Below are 24,439 nucleotides of genomic sequence, written 5' to 3' on the forward strand. Positions count from 1 at the left end.
TATCAACAAATTTCTTGCATAAAAAAAGGCCGCCCGCAAGCAGCCCCTTATGAATGATTTTGACAAATCTAATTATATCACGTGGGGTGAGCGAGTGGTACTGTTGCCAGAACTAGATGACAAAGCTACTAGAAGAAATGCACGGGCAGTTTTAAATCGATTTAGAAGCTATGCTCGAATGGCTGGGCGTCCATTAGTAGAAATCAAATCGCCCACGATTGATGATATGCCAAAGGCACAAGCTTATGGTAATTCGGCTGAAAAAAGGATTGTCGGTATCATTAATGCCCAAGTAGAAATAGAGAAGATCCAACAAGCAATGGCGTTCTTGTCTTTCGATAATTATTTGGTTCTGTATTATTCGTACTTTGTTCCTGAAAAGTTATCGAATGATGAAATCGCAAAAAAAATTAAGGTTTTAACAGACAAAAACGTAGATTATCGTAAGCGAAAGGCACTGCTTCAATTTGCTGAGGCTTATCCAGGACAATCTCTGTTGGTATGGAAGCAAAACTAGATTTCATTGGGAAATCGTTAAGAAATCATTCGGAAAAAAGTTCGAATTAATGCGATATAGTGATATTGTGGTTAATTTCAAAAAGGGCCCTATTAAAGGGTGGCGTGAAGGTTAGTTATGCCGGTTCGAGTCCGGGGCACGCCATTGCCAGACTGTGACCTCCTTTCATAATTAGCTCACTGGCTTAGATTTGATTTTTGTTTTGTCATTCAAAAATGCAGTCTGGTATATAAAGTGGTTATTCCTTATGGATGACCACTTTTTTAGTACATATTAATAAATCTCCGGAAAGGAGGTGGTGTTATTGGCAATGCGCATTCATTCAAAATTCGGTTATTGTACGGTCGAAGAAACCAAGATTGATGCACGACTTGAGAAATGGCTTAAATAAGAAAAAGCCAAAAAGAAAAAATAGTCATCCTAATTATTGATCATGAGGTGTGGTGATATGTAATGAAACGAAAATTAACACCTAAGCAGCAGAAGTTTGCCGATGAGTATATTGTGTCGGGCAATGCCGCTGATGCGGCTCGTAAGGCTGGTTACAGCGAACGAACAGCCCGAAGTGTTGGTCAAGAGAACCTGACAAAACCTGACATCAAGAATTACATCGAAACTAGGCTAAAGCAGCTTGCTAGTAAACGGGTCGCAACTCAGCAAGAAGTGTTAGAATTTCTGACAAGAATCATGAGACGTGAGGAATTGGAACAGGTCGTTATTACAATGCGCAAGGCCAGAAGTATTCCAGTCACAGAAGCTGATGGCAAAACTTACGATAGATTAGTTTACGAAGATGTTGAAGACGTTGTTGATACCAAAACAAAGAACTCAGATTCAATGAAAGCCGCCGATATTCTTACCCGTGTATTAGGTATGAGTAAGGGGATGAATCCTGAATTAGAGGCCGCTCAATTGCGTAAGGTTAACGCAGAAGCCGAGATTGCTAGAGCTAAGGCCGACATCTTGACTGGCAAAGAGAATGGCACTGATAGGACGGTGATCGTTGATGACATCTAATGAAATTAAACTATCGTCATTAGTCCAACCGCATTTCAGACGAATGTGGCGTTCAAATGCGTCGTATTTTGTGTTAAACGGTGGCCGTGGCTCGTTTAAATCATCTACAGTTAGTCTGAAGCTCTGTGTAATGATGAAGAAACAGACGCAACAAGGTCATAAGGCTAATGTGATCATCATTCGTGAGAATGCGACTAACTTACGTGATTCGGTATATGAACAGATTATTTGGGCGTTAGGCATGTTAGATATGACTGATGAATTTATCTGTCGGACAACACCACTTCGAATCTTTCACCGGCGGACCAAGTCAACGTTCTACTTTTACGGTGCTGACAAACCCGAACGCCTGAAATCAAACTCAGCTCGTGATGTCATAGCAATCTGGTACGAAGAGGCTGCTAACTTTAAGGGCCCAGAGGTGTTCGACCAATCTAACCCAACGTTTATTCGTCAAAAGTCGCCTTATGTTGATAAAGTGCCAGTATATTACACTTATAACCCGCCCAAGAATCCTTATGACTGGATAAACCGCTGGGTAACACAGCAAGAACTTAATCCTGATTGTTTGGTTGATAAGTCGACTTACCTTGATGATGAGTTAGGATTTACAGTTGACCAACAGCTTGCGTTGATTGAGCAATACAAAAAGAATGATCCAGACTATTATCGCTGGTTGTATCTAGGCGAAGAAATCGGACTAGGCACTAATATTTACAACATGGATCTATTTCACGTTGTTAACAAGCTAGACAGCGGCGACCCGATATTGTATATGGCGTTTTCAGTCGATACAGGCCACGCCCAATCGGCAACAGCGCTCACGGCTTATGGTATTACTGCTAAGTTAAAAGTTTATGTGCTGGATACCTTTTATTATTCGCCGGCACACCAAAGTGTTAAAAAAGCGCCGTCACAATTAACCAAAGAGATTCATGATTTTATTGCTAAAACATTGAAGCAATATCCGAATGCGCAAGTCATTAAGCGGACGATTGATTCAGCTGACGGTGCAATGCGCAATCAATATTATTATGATTATCGTGTGCGGTGGTCCCCAGTAAAAAAACTGGAAGAAAAAGATATGATCGATTATCCACAGTCGTTATTAGCTCAAGGCCGTGTGTTTGTGTTAGATGTACCAGGTAACAAGATATTTCTTGAAGAACACCGTAAGTATCAGTGGGACGAAAAAACTGTGCAGTCAGACAAGCCGAGGGTTATTAAAGAGGACGATCATACCTGTGATAATTTTAAATATTTCTGTTTGTCTAACGCTAAGTTCCTCAATCTCAAAGTATAGGAGGTGGTGCAATGGGACTGATTGACCGTATCAAAAACATGTTTCGGAAAGGAGGTGCTGCCATGGGAGTTATCCAATCATTAGGCAGTATTACAGATCACCCTAAAATTAATATTGACCCCGAAGAATACCGCCGAATCGACATTGACCGGCGGTATTTTAGTGGCAAATTTAAAGATATCGTTTATCGCAATACTTATGGTGATCAAAAGCAGCGACCGTTTATTACGCTAAACATGATGAAACTTGTTGCACAACGGTTTGCAAGCCTGCTGTACAATGAGAAAAGCACGATTACAGTCGAGACACGTAAGCCTAAGACTGATGATAATGGCGAGAAAATAACATATGACGAGCCAGACAAGGCTAATGTATTTGTCCAAGGTGTACTAGACTCAAACGATTTCGATAAGAATTTTGAGCGTTATCTTGAGAGTTGTGTTGCTATGGGCGGACTTGCAATTAGGCCGTACGTTGATATGAGTACCGGCGAGGTCAAACTCTCGTGGGTTCAGGCACCTAATTTCTTTCCGCTAAGGTCAAATACTAACGATATTACTAGTGCCGCAATCGCTACACCAAGTCAGCAGGCCGAGAACGGCAAGACAGCTTATTACACACTGCTGGAGTTCCACGAATGGACGCCAGATGATTATGTCATTACCAATGAGTTGTATCGCTCAGAGGTCAAGGGTACAGTTGGCGTTAAGTGGCCGCTCAGTCAACTATACGAGGGGCTAGAGCCAGAGACTCATATCAAGGGGTTAAGTCGGCCACTGTTTATCTATCTCAAACCTGCAGGGTTTAACAACAAGAGCCTTGTTAGTCCACTTGGCGTTGGCGTATGTGATAACGCATTGTCAACGCTTAGCCAGATTAACGATACGTATGATCAGCTCAATTGGGAAGTTAAGATGGGTCAGCGACGTGTGGCAGTTCCCGACAGTATGGTTCGAGTTAACTACAATGAGGCAACTGGCAAGGTCGAGAAACAATTTGATGAGGATCAAAATACATTTTTATCAACCGGTAGTATGGACGACCCTAAAGTTACCGATTTGACCACACCTATACGTGGCCAAGAATATATCACGGTACTCAATCAACTACTTAAAACGTTGGAAATGCAAACAGGTCTATCAGTTGGAACATTCAGTTTTGACGGCCAGTCAGTAAAAACAGCTACTGAAGTAGTTAGCGAAAACAGCATGACCTATCAAACGCGCAATAGCCACCTAACAATGGTTGAACGAGCGGTTCAGGAGCTTGTCGTTACGATTTGTGAGTTAGCGCAAGCTACTGATTTTAATGGCAACAAGATTTACACCGGCACAATTCCAACAATTGATCAGGTCAGTATTGATTTCGACGATGGTATCTTTACCGATAAAGGCGTCAATGCTGATTACTGGATTAAGCTAGAGGCAGCGAAGATGTGCCCTAAATGGCAAGCGGTCATGCATATCTTAGGTGTGACCGAGACCGAGGCCAAGCGTATGGTTGTGGAAATCAACGATGAAACAATTGACCAAACACCGCCAGAAACTAACCCAATGTTTGACCCGACTAGTGATGATAGTAGCAGTAAAGACGGTGATTAGTTATGAAGACTTCACCACACCAGCTTGATTTAGCAACCAGCCAAATACAAGATGTTTATCAAGCACTCGAGCAAGAGATATTTGAGATGTTTTGCGACCGGCTGAAATCTAAGGGCTTGACTGAGGATAATGTGTTACAGTGGCAGACTCAAAAATTAGGCGAGTTACATTTGGTAAATAGCGAGACCATTAAACTGGTGTCTAAGGCAACTGGTATCGCTAGGCCGCTAATTGCTAAGCTATTTAATGATTTGGGCGTCCAAGTTTATGAGGACTCAGTTAATCGGATTAAGCAAGACAAGGGGTCCGCTAGCTCAACTAATGTAATTGATGCGGTTATGAGTGGCTATGTTAAGCAGATCTTTTTAGATTTGGATAACAACGTCAACCAGACGCTTATCACTACCAATTTTGGCGAGCATACGCCAGTTACTGATACTTATCAGCAGATTATCAAGGAGACAACTGGAAAGGTCATAGCAGGCCTTAAAACGCCAGATAAAGTATTAGCTGAAACCGTATATAAATGGCGTGATGCTGGTTTATTGTCCGGCTTTACTGACAAGGGCGGCCATCATTGGACGATTGATAGTTATGCACGGACTGTTATCGGTACGACAGCTAGTCGTGCATTCCAAGCGGCGCGTGATCAGGCTGCGGAGGATAACAACATCGACACATTTGTCATGAGCAGTCACCCAGCAAGCCGGCCAGCCTGCGCACCAATTCAGGGTAAGCTAGTAACGACACAGCCGAATGGCTTTTATGCTGCCGACGAGTGGTTTGAGCCATTAGACAATCATGGATACGGAAGCCCCGGCGGCACGTTTGGCATTAATTGCCGTCACATTAAGTGGCCATATATTCCCGGTGTTAACAGCAATAATCAGCCACAATATGATGCTGCTATGGCGATTAAAAATGGCAATATTCAGCAAAAGCAGCGTGGCCTTGAGCGTGATGTTAGACGATACAAAAACATGCAGCAGCTGGCTACCGACCTAGAAGATGATATCGGAGTTAAAAAATATAGTCAGCTAGTTCGTGGTCGTCAGGCAGCACTCAGGCAGTTAGTCAATCAAAATGGCTTTTTAGCAAGAGATTACTCAAGGGAAAGATCGTTTGGTTATTCATCACGAGAAACCTCAATAATCAAGAAGCGTTCCTCTGTCAATGAGCAAATGTTCAACAGACATATTGTTAATACACATGAGTATGTAGATCACTGGAAAAACCTGTATAATAAGGCTGTAAAGCGTGCTGCTAAGTCTGGCAAAGATACCAGTTTAGTTAAACACTATTCACCAAGCGAGCTATTTATTACAGAGAAAAAAGCAAGCGAACTTGTTAGCCAGTACGGGATATTAGATTTAACTACTAGAACAAGATCGTTTGAGCACACTAGTAATATTGGCATTTATGTTGATGAGAAAACGGGCGAAAGATTACCAACAAGATTTGGTTTGATCGTCTATCGAAAAAACGGCTTTCACATTCGACCGCTTGATCCAAGAAAGGAGCATATTAATGACTGATAAAATTGATATTAACGATTTCTATGACTTAGCCACTCATGTGGAGAGCCACTATGCTAATGTGCTTCTTAAAAGTGGTCGAAAGTTCAAAAACGTTTATATAGAGGTAGTTGATGAGTTCGACGAAGGTCCGGGAATCGTTATGAATGTACACGGTAAAATGATTGATGCGGTTGCTCCGGAGATTGAATCTATTGAAATAATTGATTAGCACTTGCAAACATTGTAAGTGCTATTTTTGTACCTGAAATTAACAAATTCGACCTAAGTATGTCGGTAAACTGCTTATTTTTTATACCCAATTCGCGGTCGTACCGCGTCAAAAAATACGTGAGGGAGACGCAAAAAATGAAAAGAGAAGAATTAAAGGCTGCAGGTTTATCAGATGAATTAATTGAAAAGGTCATGGCAATGCATGGCGCGGATATTAATGAGCTAAAAGGTCAGATCACTCAGCTTGAAACTGAAAAAGGCAGTTTGAATGACCGAATCAGCGAAAGTGATAAGCAGATGGAAGCCTTGAAGAAATCTCACAAAGGGGATGAAGAGCTCCAGAAAGAGATTGATAAGTTGACGGCTGATAACAAGGCCAAAGACGAGGAAATGACTAAACAGCTAACAGAAGCCAAGATTGGTTATTTGACAGAGCTTGGCTTGACTAAGGCTGGCGCCAAGAATATCAAGGCCACATCAGCCTTGCTAGACAAGACTGCATTGTCGCTCGACAAAGATGGCAACGTTTCTGGGCTTGATGACCAGATTAAGGCTTTACAGGCCGGGGATGATACTAAGTTCTTGTTTGGCGATGTGGCAGAACCAGCTAAACCAAACACACCAACAATTACGGTTGCTGGTAATCCAACGCCAAATGGTAGTGAAACACAAAAGACGATGGTAGAAAAAATTCAAGAAAGATTAGGAGAAAAATAATATGACAGTAGTTTTAGACAGCAAAGACCTTGCAACAATTGACCAAGAATTGCGTGCTGGGTCACAGGTTTGGGACGTTTTAACACAAGGAGCCAAGAGTATTACTGCAGCCGATTTTGTCGGTGCCAATGAGGTACGTGTTAACAAGATGTCCGGATTTGTGGACGCAACTCAATATAAGCGTAATGCTGATAACGAGCGCCAGCAAATCAGTATTGAAAAAGAAACGGTTAAGCTTACTCACGAAGATTGGTTTGGTTATGACGTTGACCGTTTAGACCAATCAGAAAGCGCAGCATTAACAATTAACAACATTGTTACGGAACACCGGCGCTTAATTACTATTCCACATCGCGATAAGGTAGCAGTTCAAGCGTTGTTTGATAATAATGGCAAAAAAGTCGGAGATACAATCACTTCGGACAACGTGCTAGAAGCCTATGATACAGCTGAAGAATACATGACTGATAACGAAATCGGTGGTGGCTATGTGATGTTTGTTTCTGCCGCATTTTACAATGCATTGAAGAATGCTAAGGGCGTTTCTAAGTCGTTTACCACTAATCAAATGGCTATTAATGGTATTAATCGCACCGTTGCGCAACTTGATGGTGGCGTGCCAATCTTAAAGGTTGCTAAAAACCGCTTAGTTGGTACTAGCATTAAAGATACAGTTAACTTTATCTTGACACCATTAACTGCGATTGCACCAATTATCAAGTATGGCACAGTTGACACTATCAGTGCTGATTCTGATCGGTCTGGCTATCGTGATACTATCAAGGGCTTAGACTATTACGATGCAATTGTATTCGAAAATGCTAAAAAGGCAATTTATATTGGTGCAACACCGGCAGTGGCGGTGGGTTAATCATGGCAAAGTTTAAAGTATTAAATAAATTTCGTGATATCGAAACAAAGAAAATCTACGAACCCGAATCAGTGATTGAATTAACTGTTAAGCGGTCTGAAGAGGTTGCCCAAAATCTAGATGACACCTATCTAGAACGCGTCAAGGAAGACGACGTCAAGGCTGAAAAACCAGTCGCTGAACCTGATAAAGGTGAAGATAAGGAGCAATAGCTATGGCATATATCACACAGCAAGAATATGTGACTGCCATGCATGTTATCGAGGCGCCTAATGGATTCGATGAGCTCCTTGAATTAGCCAGTATGTACGTCGATGACGCAACAAATGACTATTACCAGTTCAACAAGATTGATGATGACAAGTTTACATTGCGGGTATTTCGTTTTAAGCGTGCGGTGATGTTCCAAATTAAATATATGGCTGATACCGGCTATAAAACACAGCGTGATTATCACAATGCCCAAGTGCAATCAACTAGCCAGTCAATCGGCAAAACGTCAGTCAGCCGCACGTTTAGCAGCTCAAATGCCAATGAGAGCGGCGGTATATTGTGTGACGAGGCGCTGAAGTCGCTTGCTGGCGTTGGACTGACCTATCGAGGAGTGATGCATGTATGATGGGCGGATTATTAACGATTGACCCCAATTGGCTGGTGCACTCGATTATTGTTTATCCAAAAATAGGTGAAGATGATTACAATGCCCCGATTTATGGTGAGCCAGTGACTTATGATCATGTCCGGATGGATCTAACCAAACAGTACGTTGGTACAGGTGGAGACAGGCAGTTAACTGCTAATGCGACAGTCTTTTTATTTGCTCAATTTACTACCAATTTCCCAGCTGATATTGATGACAAGTGGCTTAATGCAAAGGTTGTTACATTTGACAAACACAGTTATCTAGTTTCTAATTGGTCATTACTATGCCAGCCGGAGTCAGCCGCACCATTCTCAATCGAATTGGAGTTGATTTAATGAGTAATGTTTCACTTGGTGTTAAAGTTGATAGCTCACGATTAATGCGCAAGCTTAATCCTGTAGCTTTTAAGCGAGGTCGATTTGCATTAGCGACTCAGGCTAGCGCCGATATGAACCAATTTGTACCAATGAAAGAAGGCTATTTACGTAAGTCTAATATAATTCCAAGAGATGGTTCATATATTGAGTACACCATGCCGTATTCCAGCCGTATGTTTTACGGTGATCCTGGTTGGCAGTATACGACCCCTGGCACTGGGCCGCGTTGGGATAATGTTGCTAAAGCTCGATATATGGGGAATTGGAAACGGGCGTTCGTGAAAGGAGCTGGGCTTAAATAGATTTTCCAGAGCAGTTAAAGAAAGCTATTGTGGCGCTTAATTTGCCGATTAAAACTAAGCTGGCAGTCCCAGGCACTGATGAGGGCGCGTTCCTTTATGCGGTGCCAGGAGGTCAAGTTATTAGCGAAGATATGGCAGGCAATCTCGATAAAGAACTAAATTACGAATACACAATCAAGTCAAAGTCGGCTGAAAAAGCTAATGACCAATTGTGGCAAGTGACTAGCTTTATCGAGGAGTTAAGTAGCCTACCGAGCGCCAATAATAGCTATCAATTTGAAGATATCAAAGTAACCAGTCAGCCGAGCCAGTCTAAAGCAGATGAGCAAGGCTATTTTTATTGGCTTGTAAGCTTACAAGCGAGATTAACGATTTTTAAGGAGGAAAATAATAATTGAAAAATAAAAACGCGCTACGTAAACATTTTGTCGCACCTTGGACGTCTGACGACAAGAAGCCTTCCGAAGATGACTATTTGCCATTAGCGGCTAATATCCAATCGATCGAAGATGATTCTGATGAAGATACAGAAGACTCTGGATTTTATGACGGTGATGGTAGCAAAGAAACGACTATTAATGGCCGTACTGAAAAATGGAAGGTATCTGGGTATAATGATCCGGACGATAAGGCTCAAGCGTTGATTGCTGGAATGCGCCGCAATACAACTGATGACGGTCGTAAATTGTGGCACAAGATTGTCAATGTCAACGGCGAAATTGATGAGGGTATTGCTAAAGCCATGGATATCAAAGCGGGCGGTGGTGACGCCACAGACTACGAAGCGTTTGAATGCAGTCTGAATTTTGTCAGCACACCAACAGTTACACCAAAAGATACAACGCCAGCAGTTACACCCAAAGACGCAACGCCAGCAGGCTAATTAAATATTAACGATTAAGGGGCGGTGAACTATGTTTCGCCGTCCCTTATTTTTTAGGAGGAAACAAAATTGACAGAAAAACTAATTCTTGATTCCAGCATTATCTCTATCCCAGTCGGTGTCCGCTCCAAGAAAGATCCTAATAAGATCATTGATTTTACGCTTAATTATGACATGAGTGATACAGCCATTTCTAAGCTTGGAACTGAACGGAAAACGATTGAAAAGCAACTTGCTCAAATCGGTAAGGAATACGGTAATATCACCGAAGATAATTTAAATGAAGACAATTTTGCTGACGCTTTACACATGATCGTTGCCAAACTCAAAACGCTATTTGACCAAGACTTTGGTGCTGGAATGTATGACAAAATTTCTAGCGCCAGTGATGGCAATAGCTTTTTCAACATGTTTGAGCTATATAGCAAAGCTCAAGATATTATCCAACAGAAAATTAACGATAAGTCAAAGCGATTTCAGAAAAGGTCTGATAACAAAAAGCAGAAATACCTCAAAAAGCATCATAAATAGTGAGGTGGTCTAATGTTCCTACTTTATGAAGAATTACCGAGGAACGTTGATTTAAGCGGTGTTAAATATGAATTGAATTTAGCTTTTGATAGTGTGTTATACGCATTAAAGGCAATAAGCGACCCTGATTTGACTGATAAAGACAAATTAGAGTCATTTTTAAACATCTTGATTATTGGACATCTTCCATCAGAGGACGTTTGGCTTGATTTATACGATCAAGTCATCAACTTGCTTTCTGATGCGAGTCCTGAAACAGCGGTGCCAACTGATCTGAATGGTAATCCGATAAAAATAAAGTCTAATCAACCCAATATTAAGACTTATGATTCTGATTTTGATGCGCAGATGATATATGCAGCTTTTAAGCAGGCTTACGGGATTGATTTGATTGATCAGCAAGGTAAGCTGCATTGGTATAAATACCAAGCACTGCTTAATGCCTTACCTGAGAATACGATGTTTTATCAAGTCAGAAATATAAGAAACACTAACTTATCAGATATCAAAGACAAAGAACAGCGGCACACAATGGCTAAGCTCAAGGAGCAAGTGGCCTTGCCAGATGAATATGTAGAAAAGGAGGGCGATATGAGTGGCAGCTGACGGAACAGTAAAAATTTTGATCAACGCTGATGGCAGGAATGCTATTTCAACGGTTAAAGACTTAGCCACTGCAATGGGGCTAGTTAAGATTGCTGGTAAAGCATGGGATGTTGTTAAAGATTCTATGAGCGGTGCTATTTCACGGTTTGATACGCTGAATAAGTATCCAGTCATGATGAAAGCTCTTGGTTATGCGTCTGATGACGTCACTAAGTCAGTTAAAACTTTAAATGAAGGTATTGATGGATTGCCTACCAGCTTGGATAGTATTTCCAGTTCAGCCCAGCAATTAGCGCCATTAACTGGTGGTGCCGATAGTGCTGCCAAGTCAGCAGTTGCCCTCAATGATGCATTCTTGGCTAGTGGCGCTGGAGCCGCTGACGCAAGTCGTGGATTAGAGCAATATACTCAAATGATGTCTACAGGCAAAGTCGATTTAATGAGTTACCGGACGCTACAAGAGACCATGCCAGTATCCTTGCGCAAAGTTGCTAATGCCTTTGGTTATACCGGCAAGTCAGCTGAGAACGACTTATTTAAGGCTCTGCAGGGCGGTCAAGTGACTATGGATCAACTCAATGACAAATTTATTGAGTTGGATAAGGGCCAAAATGGGTTTGCCGACTTAGCACGTAAAAACTCTGTCGGTATCCAAACATCGATTGATAACGTCAAAACAGCTGTAGTCAAAGGTGTTGCTAGCTCTATCTCGGCTATTGACCAGGGACTGCAAAATGCAGGTGTCGGTAAGATTGCAACGCTGCTTGACTCGTTAAAGGGCGTTGTTAACAATACTTTCAAATCGGTAAACGGAGCAATTACTGGTGCCATTCCTGGTATCATTCAATCGTTCCAGCCGTTCCAGTCGCTAATTATGAATATAAAAAATCAAATGGCTCACATTGGAGACGGCAATAAGCTATCGAGTTTGTCAGCTATTTTTGATGGTGTGACCGCAACTGTTAAAGTCTTGATGAATGCGATTGCTGGAATTGCTAATGGTGCCTTTGTGGCACTGATTGGCGTTGTCGATAAAGTCGGTGGGGCGTTCAACAAAGTATTTGATAGTGGTTCAACATCAAAAATGTTTGGCGGATTGCAACAAGTTATTAACGACTTGGCGGCAGCGGTTGAAATTGCATTCGGCAAGATTGGCGATGTTATTGAAGCAGTACCTTGGGAACAAGTTTTTACGGCCGCTAAAAATGCAATTAATGGTTTTGTGACCGTCTTAAAAACTGTATCTGGGATTCTTAAGTCAGCGCTAAATAACGATATAGTTAAATCATTTGGTGTAGCAGTGGCTGCGATGTTTGTTGCGTTTAAGGGTTATAAAGTTGTTACTTCGGCGGTGGCCAGCATTACGGGTGTTGTTGGTACTGTAGGTAAGGCAGTTACAGCAATGAAAGAAATGGGTGGCGCCGTTAGTGCGTTGAAGACTGGCTTTAGCATGATTACCGGATTTATGGGTCCAGCCGGGTGGATTGTAGCCGGAATTGCAGCGGTGACTGCGGGACTAGTATTCTTCTTTACGAAAACGAAAACCGGCCAAGAGTTGTGGAAAACATTCGTTACTTGGCTAAAAGACGCCTGGCAAAATTTATCAGACGTTGCTACTGCAGTTTGGTCAGCAATCACCGATGCCTTTAGTGGTGCAGTTGATGGTATTAAATCAGCCTGGTCGTCAGTTACTGATTTCTTTAGCGGATTATGGTCGAGTATTTCCAACGGTGCCGGTGCGGCTGCCGATGGCGCTAAATCAATCTGGAGCGGACTTGGCGATTTCTTTTCAAGTTTATGGCAAGGCATTACTGGTACGGCCACCACTGTTTGGACTGGTATCACTGACACACTATCCAGTGTTTGGCAGGGAATCGTTCAGGTCGGCCAGAATCTCTGGGGGACGTTTGGTGATTCGTTAACGCAAATCTGGAACGGGATAGTGCAGGTAGCTCAATCAGTCTGGGACTTACTTAAGTCGGTTATTATGGCCCCGATTCTTTTAATTGTTGATCTCATCACTGGTAACTTTGGCCAAATTGCAACTGATATGTCGATGATCTGGCAACACATTGTGGCAGATGTTCAGGGCATCTGGACAGGGTTAACAACGTATTTTAGTGGTGTGCTAAGTTTTATTGGCACATATTTCAGCACTATTTGGACCGGTATTTCTACGTTTGCAATTTCCATTTGGACAAACATTTCAAACTTTTTCATTAATATCTGGAATGGAATTGTATCAGGCGCTCAAGCCATTTGGCAGGGGCTTTTGTCGTTTTTGATTAACCTGATGATGTCAATTTACACTGGTGTCACTTCAGCGTGGAACAATATTAAATCAGGAGTCATTAATGCTGCTAATGCAATTAAGAATGGTGCAATCAATGCCTGGAACGCAATGACTACTGGTATTCAAAACTTTGTAAACAACCTTCGCTCTTGGGTTCCGGCTCAATGGAATGCCATGAAAGCTAACGTTGTCAATATTGCTAACGGAATCAAATCCGGTGCAATCAATGCCTGGAACGCAATGACTTCAGGCGTTAAGCGAATTGTCGGCAATATTAAAAACGCGTTTAATGTTTTGCGCCATTTTGATTTAGGCGCAGCTGGTCGAGCTATCATGGAAAGTTTCCATAAAGGATTAACTGACGCTTGGGGCAAAGTTAAAAAGTTTGTCGGTGGTATTGGCGACTGGATCCGGAAACATAAAGGCCCAATCAGCTATGATAAAAAGCTCTTAATTCCAGCTGGTAATGCAATTATGAACGGCTTAAACAAAGGGCTAGCTAAGTCATTTGAGAGTGTTAAGACAACAGTATCCGGTATGGCGGATAAATTAGCGGATGACGTTAATTCTGCACTTGACGTTTCCAAATTTGGCAATACCTCACTTACATTTGCCGCTACCGTACCAACGGCTGAAACTTTGACTGCTAGTGGTTTTAAACAATTGCCTAGTAGCTCGACAATCAATAATTACACGACAAATAACGCCGGCTCAAGTAATCGAGATGCAACGCTAGAAATTCACGTACACGCCAACATTGGCCAACGAGAATTAGTCAATGAGATTGCTGATCCAATCAGGGTCAAACTTGACCAAATTGCTAAGCAGCAACGTCGACTAGGCGGATATAGATAGGGGGACAAAATGAGTGCAGTAACATTTAATGGATATGATCTATCAAAGTTAATTAAAGTACACTGGGACATTGATCCCGAAATCTTGCCGGCAGTCGATGACCGTACAACCACAGTAGGCGACCGTAATGGGTCGCTTTTTTTGCACCGTCGAATTGGTGAGCGTGTCATTACTATGGGTTACACGATGCTCAACGCTGATGAGGCTAAACGCCAAGAACTAACGCGGGCGTTGAATGTCAGTGAGCCCAAACAACTTATTTTAGGCAAGCAGCCTGACCGATATTACATGGCAATGCCAAAGGGCGATATCTCACGTGGTACCAAAGGCTGGAACGACTGGTCAACAATCGACTGGATAGTATATGAGCCATACGCCCACTCGTTAGCCACGCAGACGGCTGACAACAAGCCATACAAGGACGTGCCAGTGAACCTGCTTACCGATTCTGGGTTTGAATCAGGAAATGTCCCAGCAAACTATGCTTGGGGTGACGGTAAATTGCTTGATAGGGGTTTACGTGTATGTGGGGAAGCTGAAACACTCCCATCACCAATGAGTAAATTCATGCTTCAAGTTGGAAATTATAGCTCGGATTCAACGTTGCAACAAGACCAATATGCTTATTATCCAATCACACCTGTCATTATAAAAAATGGCGAAACGTGGACATATAGCTACTACTACGCAACTGCAGGTTCAGCAACTGGACAAGCGTCTGACTATTTGATGCTAGACGATATAAATCCACTTTTTGCCTTGTCAATGGGGCATGACGCACGGAATAACTCTGGAGGTCAGACTACTTGGCATCGATTTGTAAAAACGTGGACAGCGGACAGAGACGTCACAGTAACCGCTTTGCGCTTTGGCTTTATTAAAACATCAGCGAGTCCGGGCTGGCTATGTATTGATAACATTAAATTAGCAAAAGAGCACACCGCTTCTCCATGGTCACCTAACCCAGCTGAACCTGAATACTATTCCGAAACAATCACGCTCACTAACAACGGCACAGTGCCAACACCTTTACACGTTACTGCTGAGATGAGGTCTGACAATGGTTTTTTAGGGCTTACGTTAGACGACAACCCGCCATATCAAGTCGGTAACCCTGATGAGATTGACGGTGTGATGTATGACCCATCACAGATGTTAGTGCCAGATATGCCAGCGTTAGCTGAGTATGCAATCAATGACGCCAAATATCAGGTTATCCCGCCAAGTCAGGGTGTCATGAAGCAACAGGGCTCACTTCAGCAGACGTCTGATAAGCATATCAGTGCTAAAGACTTTGGCCCAACGCCGTCAGTCAAAGGCCCACGGGGACCAGCAATGATATATGCCTTGCCAGCCGATAATGAGGGCAATAAAGGTGCTAAAAATTGGACTTTTCGCGTCCATGATGGCTTTGGGTCGTTGCGTAATAAACCGCGCGATGTCGGTCAGATTTGTGCCACTGTCTTGGATATCAATGGCAAGTCGATTGCGTCAATTATCATGGCTGATTTATCTCGAACCGGTAACGAGTTTTTACTAAGATTTGACGTCAACCAAAAACAAGTCCGCCTACAGCGCATGACGTGGAAAGACTGGGACGGCTCAGGGTTTACCACCCATTACTATATCCGTAAATCCGGCAATCAGTTTACTTTCGGCTGGGCACGTGACCCTAAATCTTACACATACGTGTGTGACGAGTTAGCTGACACCGAGGCTTATTATGTATCATTTAGCTTTTTAAAGTGGATGGACGTTCCCACACCAGCTTATTACGGCTTGGTTAACTGGAATTTCCGTAAGGACATGGTCGACGAATTTAAAAACCTGCCTAACTACTTTACTGACGGTGATTTAGTCAACTTGGATAGCAAGACTAATACACTGACAATCAATGATTATCCTGACTGGGACAGGGTTGATATTGCGTCCGAGCCACTACTACTGCAACCGGGTAAGTCAACACTAGGTATCGTGTACTCAACGTTTGCTAAGCCGCCAAAAGTGACGGTTGATTTTGAGGAGAGGTGGCTATAATTTGCGCTGGAATATTTTAGATCGTAACATGCATATCTTGCTATCGCCTGACACTAGAGCTGATGCAAGTCTGCCAATCTATCACGACAAGCAGACAATTGAGTTAAAAAATAACTGCGCTATCGGGACTTATGATTTTACAGTTAATCAACAAGACCCAGACGCTAAAGTTTTACAGTTAGGTAATTACATCAGCTTTGTTGACAAGTACGGTAAGACACGGCTTTACACGCTGATGTCGCACGACGGCGACGAATATGAGCAAACGTGGCATGCAGAAGATATTGGCCTTGACCTGATTAATGAAGTTGCTGACAAGTGGAAATACAATGAGCCGCATAGTTTTGCATGGTACGCCGAGAACTTATTGCTTTACGATTCTGGCTGGTCTATCGGTATTAATGAGATTAGTAACTTAACGCGATCGTTAACGTTTGACGGTCAATCAGATAGTGTCTTAACACGATTAGGTGACTTAGCCAATCAGTTCGATGGTGCCGAGATTGATTTTGAGGTTGAAATGAGCGGTTCAGCAGTCACCAAGCAAGTTATCAACGTATACAAAAAGCTAGGATCAGACTTGACTCAACAACGTTTTGTGGACGCAGTAAATCTTAAGGCGCTGACAAACAACGGCTCAATCAACGATCTACGCACTGCAATGATAGGGTATGGCTCAACACCTGACGATGCGGGCGAAAACGCGGAGCCTATCACGTTTGCCAATATCGAATATGACGACGGTCGTTACTTTACCCTTAAGGGTGACAAGACGGTTTGTGACCGAGTTGCGGGCCAAACATGGGCGAGAGCCGGCGCGTTTGACGCGACTAACAAAAATGCTTTAAAAGGCTATATTGTCGGTATTTATACGTACGAAACTAAAGACGCAAACGAACTTTTAAAACGCACAATAACTAATTTAAAAACGGTCAATGAGCCGCAAATTGGTTATGAAGCGGATTTATTAGACTTGCAAGCTGATATTGGCGACACAGTGCAAATCGCACATCGTCAATATAACCCACCAATTTATTTGTCCGCACGAGTCCAAGAGGTCGAGAACTGTTATACCGAGGCTGGGCAAGATACTGGCAAACTTGGCAATTATCAGATTCTAGAGTCAAATATTGACCCTCGTATCACGGATATGATCAGCAAGCTAGCAACTCAAAAAGCTAGCTATATTTGGTTACGTTATGCGGATGATGACAAGGGCAATGGTATGAGTTACTTGCCAACCGGCAAAAAGTATTATGCGATGGTTACCTCAATCGGTTCAGCGACGCCTAGTGATGATCCTGCTGATTATGCAGGCCACTGGATAGAGTTAGCCAAAGACGGTACACCGGGTAAAGCCGGTGCTGATGGTAAAACGCCGTACTTTCACACCGCTTGGGCTGATAGTGTAGATGGTAAGACTGGATTCAGCACAACGGATTCAGCTAACAAGTCATATTTGGGTACTTATGCAGACTTCACACAAGCTGGAAGCACTGATCCATCCGCCTACACTTGGAGTCTGATTAAAGGTGCTGATGGCAAAGACGGCGCTAATGGCAAGGACGGTGTAGCTGGTAAGGACGGTCTAGGTATAAAATCAACCGCTATTGCTTATCAATTAAGCTCAAGTGGCACAACCACACCAACTGGGACATGGTCAACCACTGTACCTACTTTAACTAAAGGTCAGTATCTTTGGACAAGAACCACGCTAACCTATACGGATAATACTACTAAGCCTGTTTATTCGGTTTCCTACGTTGCCAAAGACGGTAACAATGGGTCAAACGGTATTGCAGGTAAAGACGGCGTAGGTATTAAGAGCACAGTTGTTGAATACGTTGGTTCTACTAGCGGTACTACTAATCCTACTAGTGGCTGGACAGCAACAATTCCTAGTGTTCCTGGTGGTCAATACTTGTGGACGAGAACGACTTGGACTTACACGGATAACACCACCGAGCAGGGATTTATTCCTACCTTAATGGGTGCTAAAGGTGATAAGGGTGACCCAGGTAGTGACAACGTACCTTATGCGTATACACAAACGTCCACACCATCGTCACCTAAGCCGAAAGAAAATGACATCTGGTTTGTTGGGACTAACTGGCAAAACGCTAGTGCTATCAAGCGATACGTTGGGGGCACGTGGGTGACGGACAACTTTTCTCAGGCTGTTTTAAATATCAAGCAGCTCAATGCCGTACAGATTAACGGGTCAACGATTAGTGGTTCGATGTTTGTAAATAATTTTGATTTTTATGATGGAACTATGCATTACGTTGGTAGCATGAATATTGGTAATGCTAATTACACCGTTAATTACGATTTAACCGAAACGGGCGTGGACGACAAAAACGGTATCTTATCAATTTCTCCGCAAAGATTTTCCAACGCCATTTACCGAGGTAAAAGTACAGCGTCGCCAAAGATATTGGATACAAGTGTTGAGTTGTTTGGCGACACTTTGCAATTTGTCAAAAACACTAGTACCACAAGCTCACCTGTTTATCGCATTACCAATATGATGAGCGGCGATATCTATGATACTGGCTGGCAAAACCTAGTATTCATCGGTGGGGCAATTTCCAACCCGAAAGACCCTGCTGGCATTAGACGTATTGGTCGTACTGTATTTTTGCGAGGCTCACTTCGGTCGCCTAGAACTGCTGGCTATATCTGGTGTAATCTACCGCTGATTTTTAGGCCAACCGTAACGCAAAGATATACAGTTTTTGCTGAAAATAATAACCAATATCGGATGATTTTTTGGATCGCAAAAGACGGTAATATCCGCACGGAATACAACGAGGTTGACGCCAATTGGTACTGGTTATCAGGCATTAATTGGCAAATGGATAAACCAGATGAGGAGGGCTATTAATGCGCAAAGAGACTAAGACGATTTTTATCTATCCGACTGACGGGGTTTGGCAAGGACAAATGGAAGCTATCAACGATAGTGTTGATATCCCAGACGGATATACAGACATTCAGCCGCCGCAACCAGCCTTTAAAGTTAAATTTATTGACGGTAAATGGGTTGAGACTGCTACTGAGGACGAGATTAAATCAATGACGTTGAGTGACGATGATACTCCTGAGCCAACGCCTGAGCGGTTGATGATTGCCCAATTAACATTAAAGATTGCAAAGCTGGAGGCTAAAAATGAGTGATTATGATCAGGTTAAACTTTTTTACAGCTGGGGAATCAATATCAAGCCGTATGTGGGTCTGATGATAAGTGAGGATGAATACGAAGAAATTATAAAAAAGGGGGAATAGTTATTGCACACGTTTTTAGGGTTTACGATAGGCGAATGGGCGGCTATCATAGCGATCGTCAGCGGCGTGTTTGCTGGGTTGAATCATATGTTAAAGTCGTTCAAAGATTCAATCATGGAGCCGTTCAATGAACAGATGAACAATTTGTCCAAGTCAATTGATAAGCTGACGGAAAGCTCGGTTCATGAGCACCACGTCTTTGACCGTCGGCTTGATAAACACGACAACATGCTGGTTCGCCATGAAGCCGAGATTGGCTTTCTGTATGATAAAAATGGATTGAAACGGAGAAAAAACGATGAAGATTAATTGGAAAGTTAGATTGCTGAGCAAGAAATTCTGGTTGGCCATTGTGCCAGCTGTTTTATTGCTTTTACAAGCAGTAGCTACACCATTCGGTTATAAATGGAATTTTGCTGATTTGGGCGTGCAGCTAACTGGGATTATTAATGCCGCCTTTGCAGTGTTAACTATTCTTGGTGTGGTCGTTGATCCGACTACTGCCGGCGTTTCTGATAGCGCACAAGCATTGCAGTACGATAAATTGAAGGAGGACAAATAATGGTAGTTTACGATAAAACATATGCGTTAGGCGCTAATGAGGGCTCATCAGCACGTGCATCCAATCAGTACATCATTTTACATGATACTGGCAATGCCAACAACGTGGGCGCAAACTCCGCAATTAACGAGGCCAGCTATATGAAGCGCAACTGGCAATCAGCATATACCCACGCTATTGCTGGCTGGGATAGAGTCTATATCATCGGCGAGCCGGGTTATGTAGCGTATGGCGCTGGTAGTCCAGCAAATGAGCGGTCACCATTTCAAATTGAGTTAGCCCGTTACTCGGACCGTAATCTAGCGTTGAAAGCTTATGCCAACTGGATTAATGCGGCCCGGGAATATGCGGCTAAATACGGTATTCCACTCACTTTAGACGGTGCTGGTAATGGCGTTAAAACACACAAGTGGGTATCAGATAACTTATGGGGTGACCACCAAGACCCATATGCTTACTTACAAAGTATTGGCATTAGTAAAGCTCAATTAGCTAGTGATATTGCTCACGGCGTCGGCTCAACGGTATCAGCAAAGCCCACCACTCCGAGCGTTGCAAAATCTGCAACTGTCGCACAACCGGCCTATGCTTTACGTGCCTTAAACGCTAGTTGGTTACCTAACGTGGTCGGAAAAAACGACGTTAACAGTAATGGTTATGCGGGCGTTCCTTATCAAAAACACGACTATCTGACTGTATCCGTGCCGGGCGGTTGCCAATATCAAGTCCACATCTTGGGCGGTGGTTGGTTGCCTATGGTCAGTGGGTCTAATAAGGCTGACTTAGTTAACGGTGCTGCTGGTGTCGGTGGTAAAGTTATTGATGGTATCCGCATCAAGGGCAATCAGCATACCGTTAAATATCGCGTGCAAACAACGCAGCGGTCAGGTTGGCTTGATACAGTAACTAACTTAAGTGATTATGCCGGCTGGTACGGCGAGCCTATCGATCGATTGCAAGTCTGGATCTAAACTCGTCGATTTCGACTGGTTTAAACTGTTGACAAATTTTCATTAAAAAGGCAATCTATTAACATTGCACCACCTATGTAAACACCAAAAGTACGAGCTAATCCATTTAACGATTAAAGCCTATCTCTTAATTGAGGTGGCTTTTTTATTTTGCATTAAGAGATTGATATAATAAAATTATAGTGTGCTGTTGTATATAAAGAAGCTTTTAAAATCAGCTGAAAGTGTTGACTAAGATTGGTCAACAATGTATCATGAACTTGTAATTATTATCTCATGAGGAGGCTTCGATATGGCAACTAAAAGTTTTCAGACTGACTATAGTTTCAATACTAAGTCTAGTAGTAAGCTGATTGAAGCTATGGAAAAGTCAAAAAGAGTTACGCATAAAATTACGCAGCCAGTTGAACAAATACGTAGTAAGGAAGAGGTCAACATTTTTATTAGTTCACTTCTAGCTAGAAAGTAGGGCTTTGTATTGGTGCTTAAAGTCGTACAACTTCTAGACTTAATTGATTCAGATGAAATGCCAGATGAGGAGCTTAAAAAGCTCCTTTTTACGTTCGAATGTAAAACTGTACTTGGTGAAGAGAGTGACGTACAGTATTTTTTGAGAGAAAAAGCGGTTCAGTTTGACAAAATGGCATTGTCAAGAACCTATTTAGTTTTTTCTTCTTATCACGACAAACCATATATATGTGGATATTTTTCAATTACAATAAAGTCTTTGATAATCCCGAAGAGAGTTTTTGCTAAACTAAGTAATTCTTTAAAACATCGCTTGATGGGGATGGGACAAAAGACTGAGCAAGCTAATTATGAATGTAAGGGCTATCTTATTGGACAGCTTGGGAAAAATTATAGTGAGACAGCTAAAACGGCTGGAATGATTAGTGGTGACGACTTGCTTGAGTTGGCTTACGATAAGATTAGAGAAAGTCATAGAATGGTCGGTGGCAGAGTATTACACCTCGAATGTGATGATATTCCAAAGTTGAAAGACTTTTATTCCCGAAATGGGTTTGTTGAATTGGAAAATTATGAGTCAAAAAATGGATTACGTCTATTTGTAAAAACGATGGATAAAGTATTAAAGCATTCTTAGATTTCAAAACGTAGTTGCTTAGCCCATCTCATAGTTGAGGTAGGCTTTTTATTTGCAAACTCAATCTAACATCTCACTTAGACTTTGCAAATTTCGGCGATATTCTAAAAGTTTGCGTATATGTATGTGAGCGCCTGATTAACGCTCAGATTTTTGGTGGCCATCTTTTAGGGCAAGGGTGGCTGTTTTTATTTAGTTGCACGTTAGTTGCACAAAAGTAGCTAAATGCATTGTATACCAACGATACACGAATCTCTCCTTCTCCGTTATGATTTTTACAATGAATAACATTAGTGGTACAAATGCTTACATAACAAGCATTTGTACCATTTTTGTTTTACAGGGATATGCATAGTTTTGACAAAATGTGCAGTCAAAATGCAGTCAAAAAATGGCTCTTCGTCAACTGAAGTTGATAGAATATTTTCTAAGTAGTTAGACTAAAATTGGTCTAGCTGCTTTTTTCTATGCCCATTTTATCTTTCGTGGTTCATGTGACCACAGTATTTCTAATTTAATTCGATTAATGTAATTATTGTAATTTCTAAAGCCATAAGCAGTATTTTTGATCTTCTTAATTCGACCGCTAGTTGCCTCTAAGAAACCATTTGAATAAGATGAATCAGCAGCGTTTAGGACTTGGTGACGATACTTTTTAAAAGTTCGAACAGTTGTGTCTAGTGGCATAAGTAAAAAGATGTTCTGGTGGAAAATGTATTGCAGAATCAGTTGCTTTTAAGAACATGTTGCAGTAGTTAAAGTGCGTTTTATTTTTAGTCAAAAAATCATATGTCACCATCTCAAAGCGGAATTACGGTAAATTAATAGTCTGTTAGATATTACTCTGGCTAAAAACCAGCGATTGTCTAACAGACTATTTTGTGGTTATTTAGTTGTTAAATGGTTTTAACTTGTATGAGTTAAGCAGTTAGTACGTTGTTTATCTCAACCTGGTAATGCGTTAAAAGGGCAGTCTAAACCCTAGAGTAATGAGGACAATACCTTTAATACACCATCGTCATTATTAGAAACGGTTAAGTGTTGGGCGGCTTGTTTTACTATTGGTCGGGCATTGGCCATCGCATAACTATGAGGAGTCACTGTCAGCATACTTAGATCGTTTTCATCGTCACCAAAAGTCATGATTTCGTTGTTAGCAATCCGATATTTTTCTTGAAGTTGTTGGAGGCCATGAGCTTTGTTAACGCTGCGCTCGCTAATTAGTTGTGTATTGAAGCCTGCTGTTTGGCTAGCTAGACCAGGTGGGAGTAATTGCTGTAAAGTTTTAATTTTGCCATCAAAATCAACATGGTCGCTAAAAGTTATGCCGATACTGGTGATTTGGTCTTGCAATTTCTCTGGTGTGACGTTAACTAGCTCAGGAACACGTTGAAGATGGTTGTAATAGTGATAGGTCAAATCATAAGCAGCTTGGGAAATCCGTTGGTCTACGTAGGCCGATTTAACACCAACGACTAGATGTTCTGCAATATCAGTGGCGGCAAATTGTTGTTGAATCGCTTTTAAAATAACTGTGACTGCTTGAGTGGGCATGTCTTGAATTGAAAGTGGTTGTCCATGACTATAAACAACTGCACCATTCTGTGTCACAAAATCCATTTCCGTTTGAAACTCGGCGAACTGATCTTGCAGCCTTTGGTATTGCGAACCGCTGGCGGAAACGACATGAATATTTCGCGCACGTAATTTATTTAAAATTTGGCCAAAACGTTGATGATCATAAGTATTTTGATCGTTTAAGAAAGTGCCGTCCATATCAAAAGCAACTAGTTTAATTGTCATATCTTGCTCTCCAACCTCTATAAATAATTCAAATCATGATTAACCGTTATCATAACACTTTCCTTGTCCTAATAGGAGTTGCCCTGGCATTAAATCTAAAAAATTCAGGTTTCTGGTTCAATCAGATTATTTTCTTGCTTGGTTTGAGGCGCTGTCTCTGTCCAAATAGTTGAATTGTTGGCCTAAACAGATTAACTCCTAATAAAAGTCAGTCAGCAGGTCAAATCTTTTCTTATTAAATCAATTATTTACAAGTAGCTAGCTTGATTTACATTCTTATAATTTGATTAGTCTAAAAGTATAAAAATACTTGTAAATAAATTAATTAGCCGGATTTAAAATTGAAGTGCAACACCTAAATGACTAGACCAAAAAGGCCATGAAGACCTATTCTTATAGTTACCACAC

At 41.9% G+C, this 24,439-nt stretch carries 27 protein-coding genes and 1 pseudogene; 26 read left to right on the forward strand and 2 right to left on the reverse strand.

The window, feature by feature from the left end:
• Window positions 1-49 precede the first annotated feature (49 nt).
• The 26 genes and pseudogenes from EKM81_RS08685 to EKM81_RS08805 all read left to right on the forward strand — a co-directional run bounded on the left by EKM81_RS08685 (window position 50) and on the right by EKM81_RS08805 (window position 22,228).
• On the forward strand, window positions 50-517 hold the full coding sequence (locus EKM81_RS08685) for an ArpU family phage packaging/lysis transcriptional regulator (protein ID WP_125650816.1): 468 nt from the start codon (window positions 50-52) through the stop codon (window positions 515-517).
• A gap of 453 nt (window positions 518-970) precedes the next feature.
• Window positions 971-1,534, forward strand: a complete 564-nt coding sequence (locus EKM81_RS08690) for a terminase small subunit (RefSeq protein ID WP_125650818.1) — start codon at window positions 971-973, stop codon at window positions 1,532-1,534.
• Window positions 1,524-2,837: a PBSX family phage terminase large subunit gene (locus EKM81_RS08695; protein WP_125650820.1), complete on the forward strand. Its 1,314-nt coding sequence runs from the start codon at window positions 1,524-1,526 to the stop codon at window positions 2,835-2,837. Before EKM81_RS08690 ends, EKM81_RS08695 begins: the two co-directional genes overlap by 11 nt.
• 62 nt (window positions 2,838-2,899) lie before the next feature.
• The gene (locus EKM81_RS08700) at window positions 2,900-4,438 is read left to right on the forward strand and encodes a phage portal protein (protein WP_225420229.1); all 1,539 of its coding nucleotides are present in this window, start codon (window positions 2,900-2,902) and stop codon (window positions 4,436-4,438) included.
• 2 nt (window positions 4,439-4,440) lie between these two features.
• Entirely contained in the window at window positions 4,441-5,973 is a 1,533-nt protein-coding gene (locus EKM81_RS08705) for a phage minor capsid protein (protein ID WP_125650824.1), read from the forward strand.
• Window positions 5,966-6,184: a hypothetical protein gene (locus tag EKM81_RS08710; RefSeq protein WP_125650826.1), complete on the forward strand. Its 219-nt coding sequence runs from the start codon at window positions 5,966-5,968 to the stop codon at window positions 6,182-6,184. The genes EKM81_RS08705 and EKM81_RS08710 overlap by 8 nt, the downstream gene beginning before the upstream one ends.
• Window positions 6,185-6,321: 137 nt before the next feature.
• Window positions 6,322-6,903: a phage scaffolding protein gene (locus EKM81_RS08715; RefSeq protein WP_125650828.1), complete on the forward strand. Its 582-nt coding sequence runs from the start codon at window positions 6,322-6,324 to the stop codon at window positions 6,901-6,903.
• A 1-nt stretch (window position 6,904) separates the two neighbouring features.
• Complete coding sequence (locus EKM81_RS08720; protein ID WP_125650830.1) at window positions 6,905-7,774, forward strand: capsid protein; 870 nt, start codon at window positions 6,905-6,907, stop codon at window positions 7,772-7,774.
• A 2-nt stretch (window positions 7,775-7,776) separates the two neighbouring features.
• Window positions 7,777-7,986: a hypothetical protein gene (locus EKM81_RS08725; protein ID WP_125650832.1), complete on the forward strand. Its 210-nt coding sequence runs from the start codon at window positions 7,777-7,779 to the stop codon at window positions 7,984-7,986.
• Window positions 7,987-7,988: 2 nt separating this feature from the next.
• The gene (locus tag EKM81_RS08730) at window positions 7,989-8,393 is read left to right on the forward strand and encodes a head-tail connector protein (protein WP_125650834.1); all 405 of its coding nucleotides are present in this window, start codon (window positions 7,989-7,991) and stop codon (window positions 8,391-8,393) included.
• Entirely contained in the window at window positions 8,390-8,752 is a 363-nt protein-coding gene (locus tag EKM81_RS08735; protein WP_125650836.1) for a putative minor capsid protein, read from the forward strand. The genes EKM81_RS08730 and EKM81_RS08735 overlap by 4 nt, the downstream gene beginning before the upstream one ends.
• Window positions 8,752-9,096 (forward strand): minor capsid protein, encoded by a 345-nt coding sequence (locus EKM81_RS08740; RefSeq protein WP_125650837.1) that lies wholly within the window; start codon window positions 8,752-8,754, stop codon window positions 9,094-9,096. The genes EKM81_RS08735 and EKM81_RS08740 overlap by 1 nt, the downstream gene beginning before the upstream one ends.
• Before the next feature lie 41 nt (window positions 9,097-9,137).
• Complete coding sequence (locus EKM81_RS08745; protein WP_225420230.1) at window positions 9,138-9,494, forward strand: minor capsid protein; 357 nt, start codon at window positions 9,138-9,140, stop codon at window positions 9,492-9,494.
• Window positions 9,491-9,979: a phage tail tube protein gene (locus EKM81_RS08750; protein WP_125650841.1), complete on the forward strand. Its 489-nt coding sequence runs from the start codon at window positions 9,491-9,493 to the stop codon at window positions 9,977-9,979. Before EKM81_RS08745 ends, EKM81_RS08750 begins: the two co-directional genes overlap by 4 nt.
• Window positions 9,980-10,048: 69 nt before the next feature.
• Window positions 10,049-10,510: a hypothetical protein gene (locus EKM81_RS08755; protein ID WP_125650842.1), complete on the forward strand. Its 462-nt coding sequence runs from the start codon at window positions 10,049-10,051 to the stop codon at window positions 10,508-10,510.
• Between the two features lie 12 nt (window positions 10,511-10,522).
• The gene (locus EKM81_RS08760) at window positions 10,523-11,116 is read left to right on the forward strand and encodes a Gp15 family bacteriophage protein (protein ID WP_125650844.1); all 594 of its coding nucleotides are present in this window, start codon (window positions 10,523-10,525) and stop codon (window positions 11,114-11,116) included.
• Complete coding sequence (locus EKM81_RS08765) at window positions 11,106-14,264, forward strand: tape measure protein (protein WP_125650846.1); 3,159 nt, start codon at window positions 11,106-11,108, stop codon at window positions 14,262-14,264. The genes EKM81_RS08760 and EKM81_RS08765 overlap by 11 nt, the downstream gene beginning before the upstream one ends.
• A gap of 9 nt (window positions 14,265-14,273) precedes the next feature.
• Window positions 14,274-16,301 carry a distal tail protein Dit gene (locus EKM81_RS08770; protein WP_125650848.1) on the forward strand — a complete coding sequence of 676 codons (2,028 nt, stop codon included), beginning with the start codon at window positions 14,274-14,276 and terminating at the stop codon, window positions 16,299-16,301.
• A gap of 1 nt (window position 16,302) precedes the next feature.
• Entirely contained in the window at window positions 16,303-19,188 is a 2,886-nt protein-coding gene (locus EKM81_RS08775) for a phage tail spike protein (RefSeq protein WP_125650850.1), read from the forward strand.
• Window positions 19,188-19,481 carry a hypothetical protein gene (locus EKM81_RS08780; RefSeq protein WP_125650852.1) on the forward strand — a complete coding sequence of 98 codons (294 nt, stop codon included), beginning with the start codon at window positions 19,188-19,190 and terminating at the stop codon, window positions 19,479-19,481. The genes EKM81_RS08775 and EKM81_RS08780 overlap by 1 nt, the downstream gene beginning before the upstream one ends.
• Complete coding sequence (locus EKM81_RS08785) at window positions 19,474-19,590, forward strand: XkdX family protein (RefSeq protein ID WP_125650854.1); 117 nt, start codon at window positions 19,474-19,476, stop codon at window positions 19,588-19,590. Before EKM81_RS08780 ends, EKM81_RS08785 begins: the two co-directional genes overlap by 8 nt.
• A gap of 3 nt (window positions 19,591-19,593) precedes the next feature.
• The gene (locus EKM81_RS08790) at window positions 19,594-19,899 is read left to right on the forward strand and encodes a hypothetical protein (RefSeq protein WP_125650856.1); all 306 of its coding nucleotides are present in this window, start codon (window positions 19,594-19,596) and stop codon (window positions 19,897-19,899) included.
• A pseudogene (locus EKM81_RS08795) lies at window positions 19,889-20,137 on the forward strand (phage holin); the annotation flags it as partial. The gene EKM81_RS08790 and the pseudogene EKM81_RS08795, both read left to right, overlap by 11 nt.
• Window positions 20,138-20,151: 14 nt before the next feature.
• Window positions 20,152-21,123, forward strand: a complete 972-nt coding sequence (locus EKM81_RS08800; protein WP_125650859.1) for an N-acetylmuramoyl-L-alanine amidase — start codon at window positions 20,152-20,154, stop codon at window positions 21,121-21,123.
• A gap of 292 nt (window positions 21,124-21,415) precedes the next feature.
• A complete protein-coding gene (locus EKM81_RS11215; RefSeq protein ID WP_164509272.1) occupies window positions 21,416-21,592 on the forward strand; it encodes a hypothetical protein in 177 nt (58 codons plus the stop codon).
• A gap of 12 nt (window positions 21,593-21,604) precedes the next feature.
• On the forward strand, window positions 21,605-22,228 hold the full coding sequence (locus EKM81_RS08805) for a GNAT family acetyltransferase (protein WP_225420231.1): 624 nt from the start codon (window positions 21,605-21,607) through the stop codon (window positions 22,226-22,228).
• A gap of 465 nt (window positions 22,229-22,693) precedes the next feature.
• Here the strand turns inward: EKM81_RS08805 and EKM81_RS08810 are convergent, their stop codons facing one another.
• Both EKM81_RS08810 and EKM81_RS08815 read right to left on the reverse strand, forming a co-directional pair.
• On the reverse strand, window positions 22,694-22,915 hold the full coding sequence (locus tag EKM81_RS08810; RefSeq protein ID WP_125650863.1) for a transposase: 222 nt from the start codon (window positions 22,913-22,915) through the stop codon (window positions 22,694-22,696).
• 294 nt (window positions 22,916-23,209) lie between these two features.
• Window positions 23,210-24,031: a Cof-type HAD-IIB family hydrolase gene (locus tag EKM81_RS08815; protein WP_125650865.1), complete on the reverse strand. Its 822-nt coding sequence runs from the start codon at window positions 24,029-24,031 to the stop codon at window positions 23,210-23,212.
• Window positions 24,032-24,439: the final 408 nt, after the last annotated feature.

The sequence above is a fragment of the Lapidilactobacillus gannanensis genome (genome assembly GCF_003946675.1).
In the GTDB taxonomy this organism is placed as follows: domain Bacteria; phylum Bacillota; class Bacilli; order Lactobacillales; family Lactobacillaceae; genus Lapidilactobacillus; species Lapidilactobacillus gannanensis.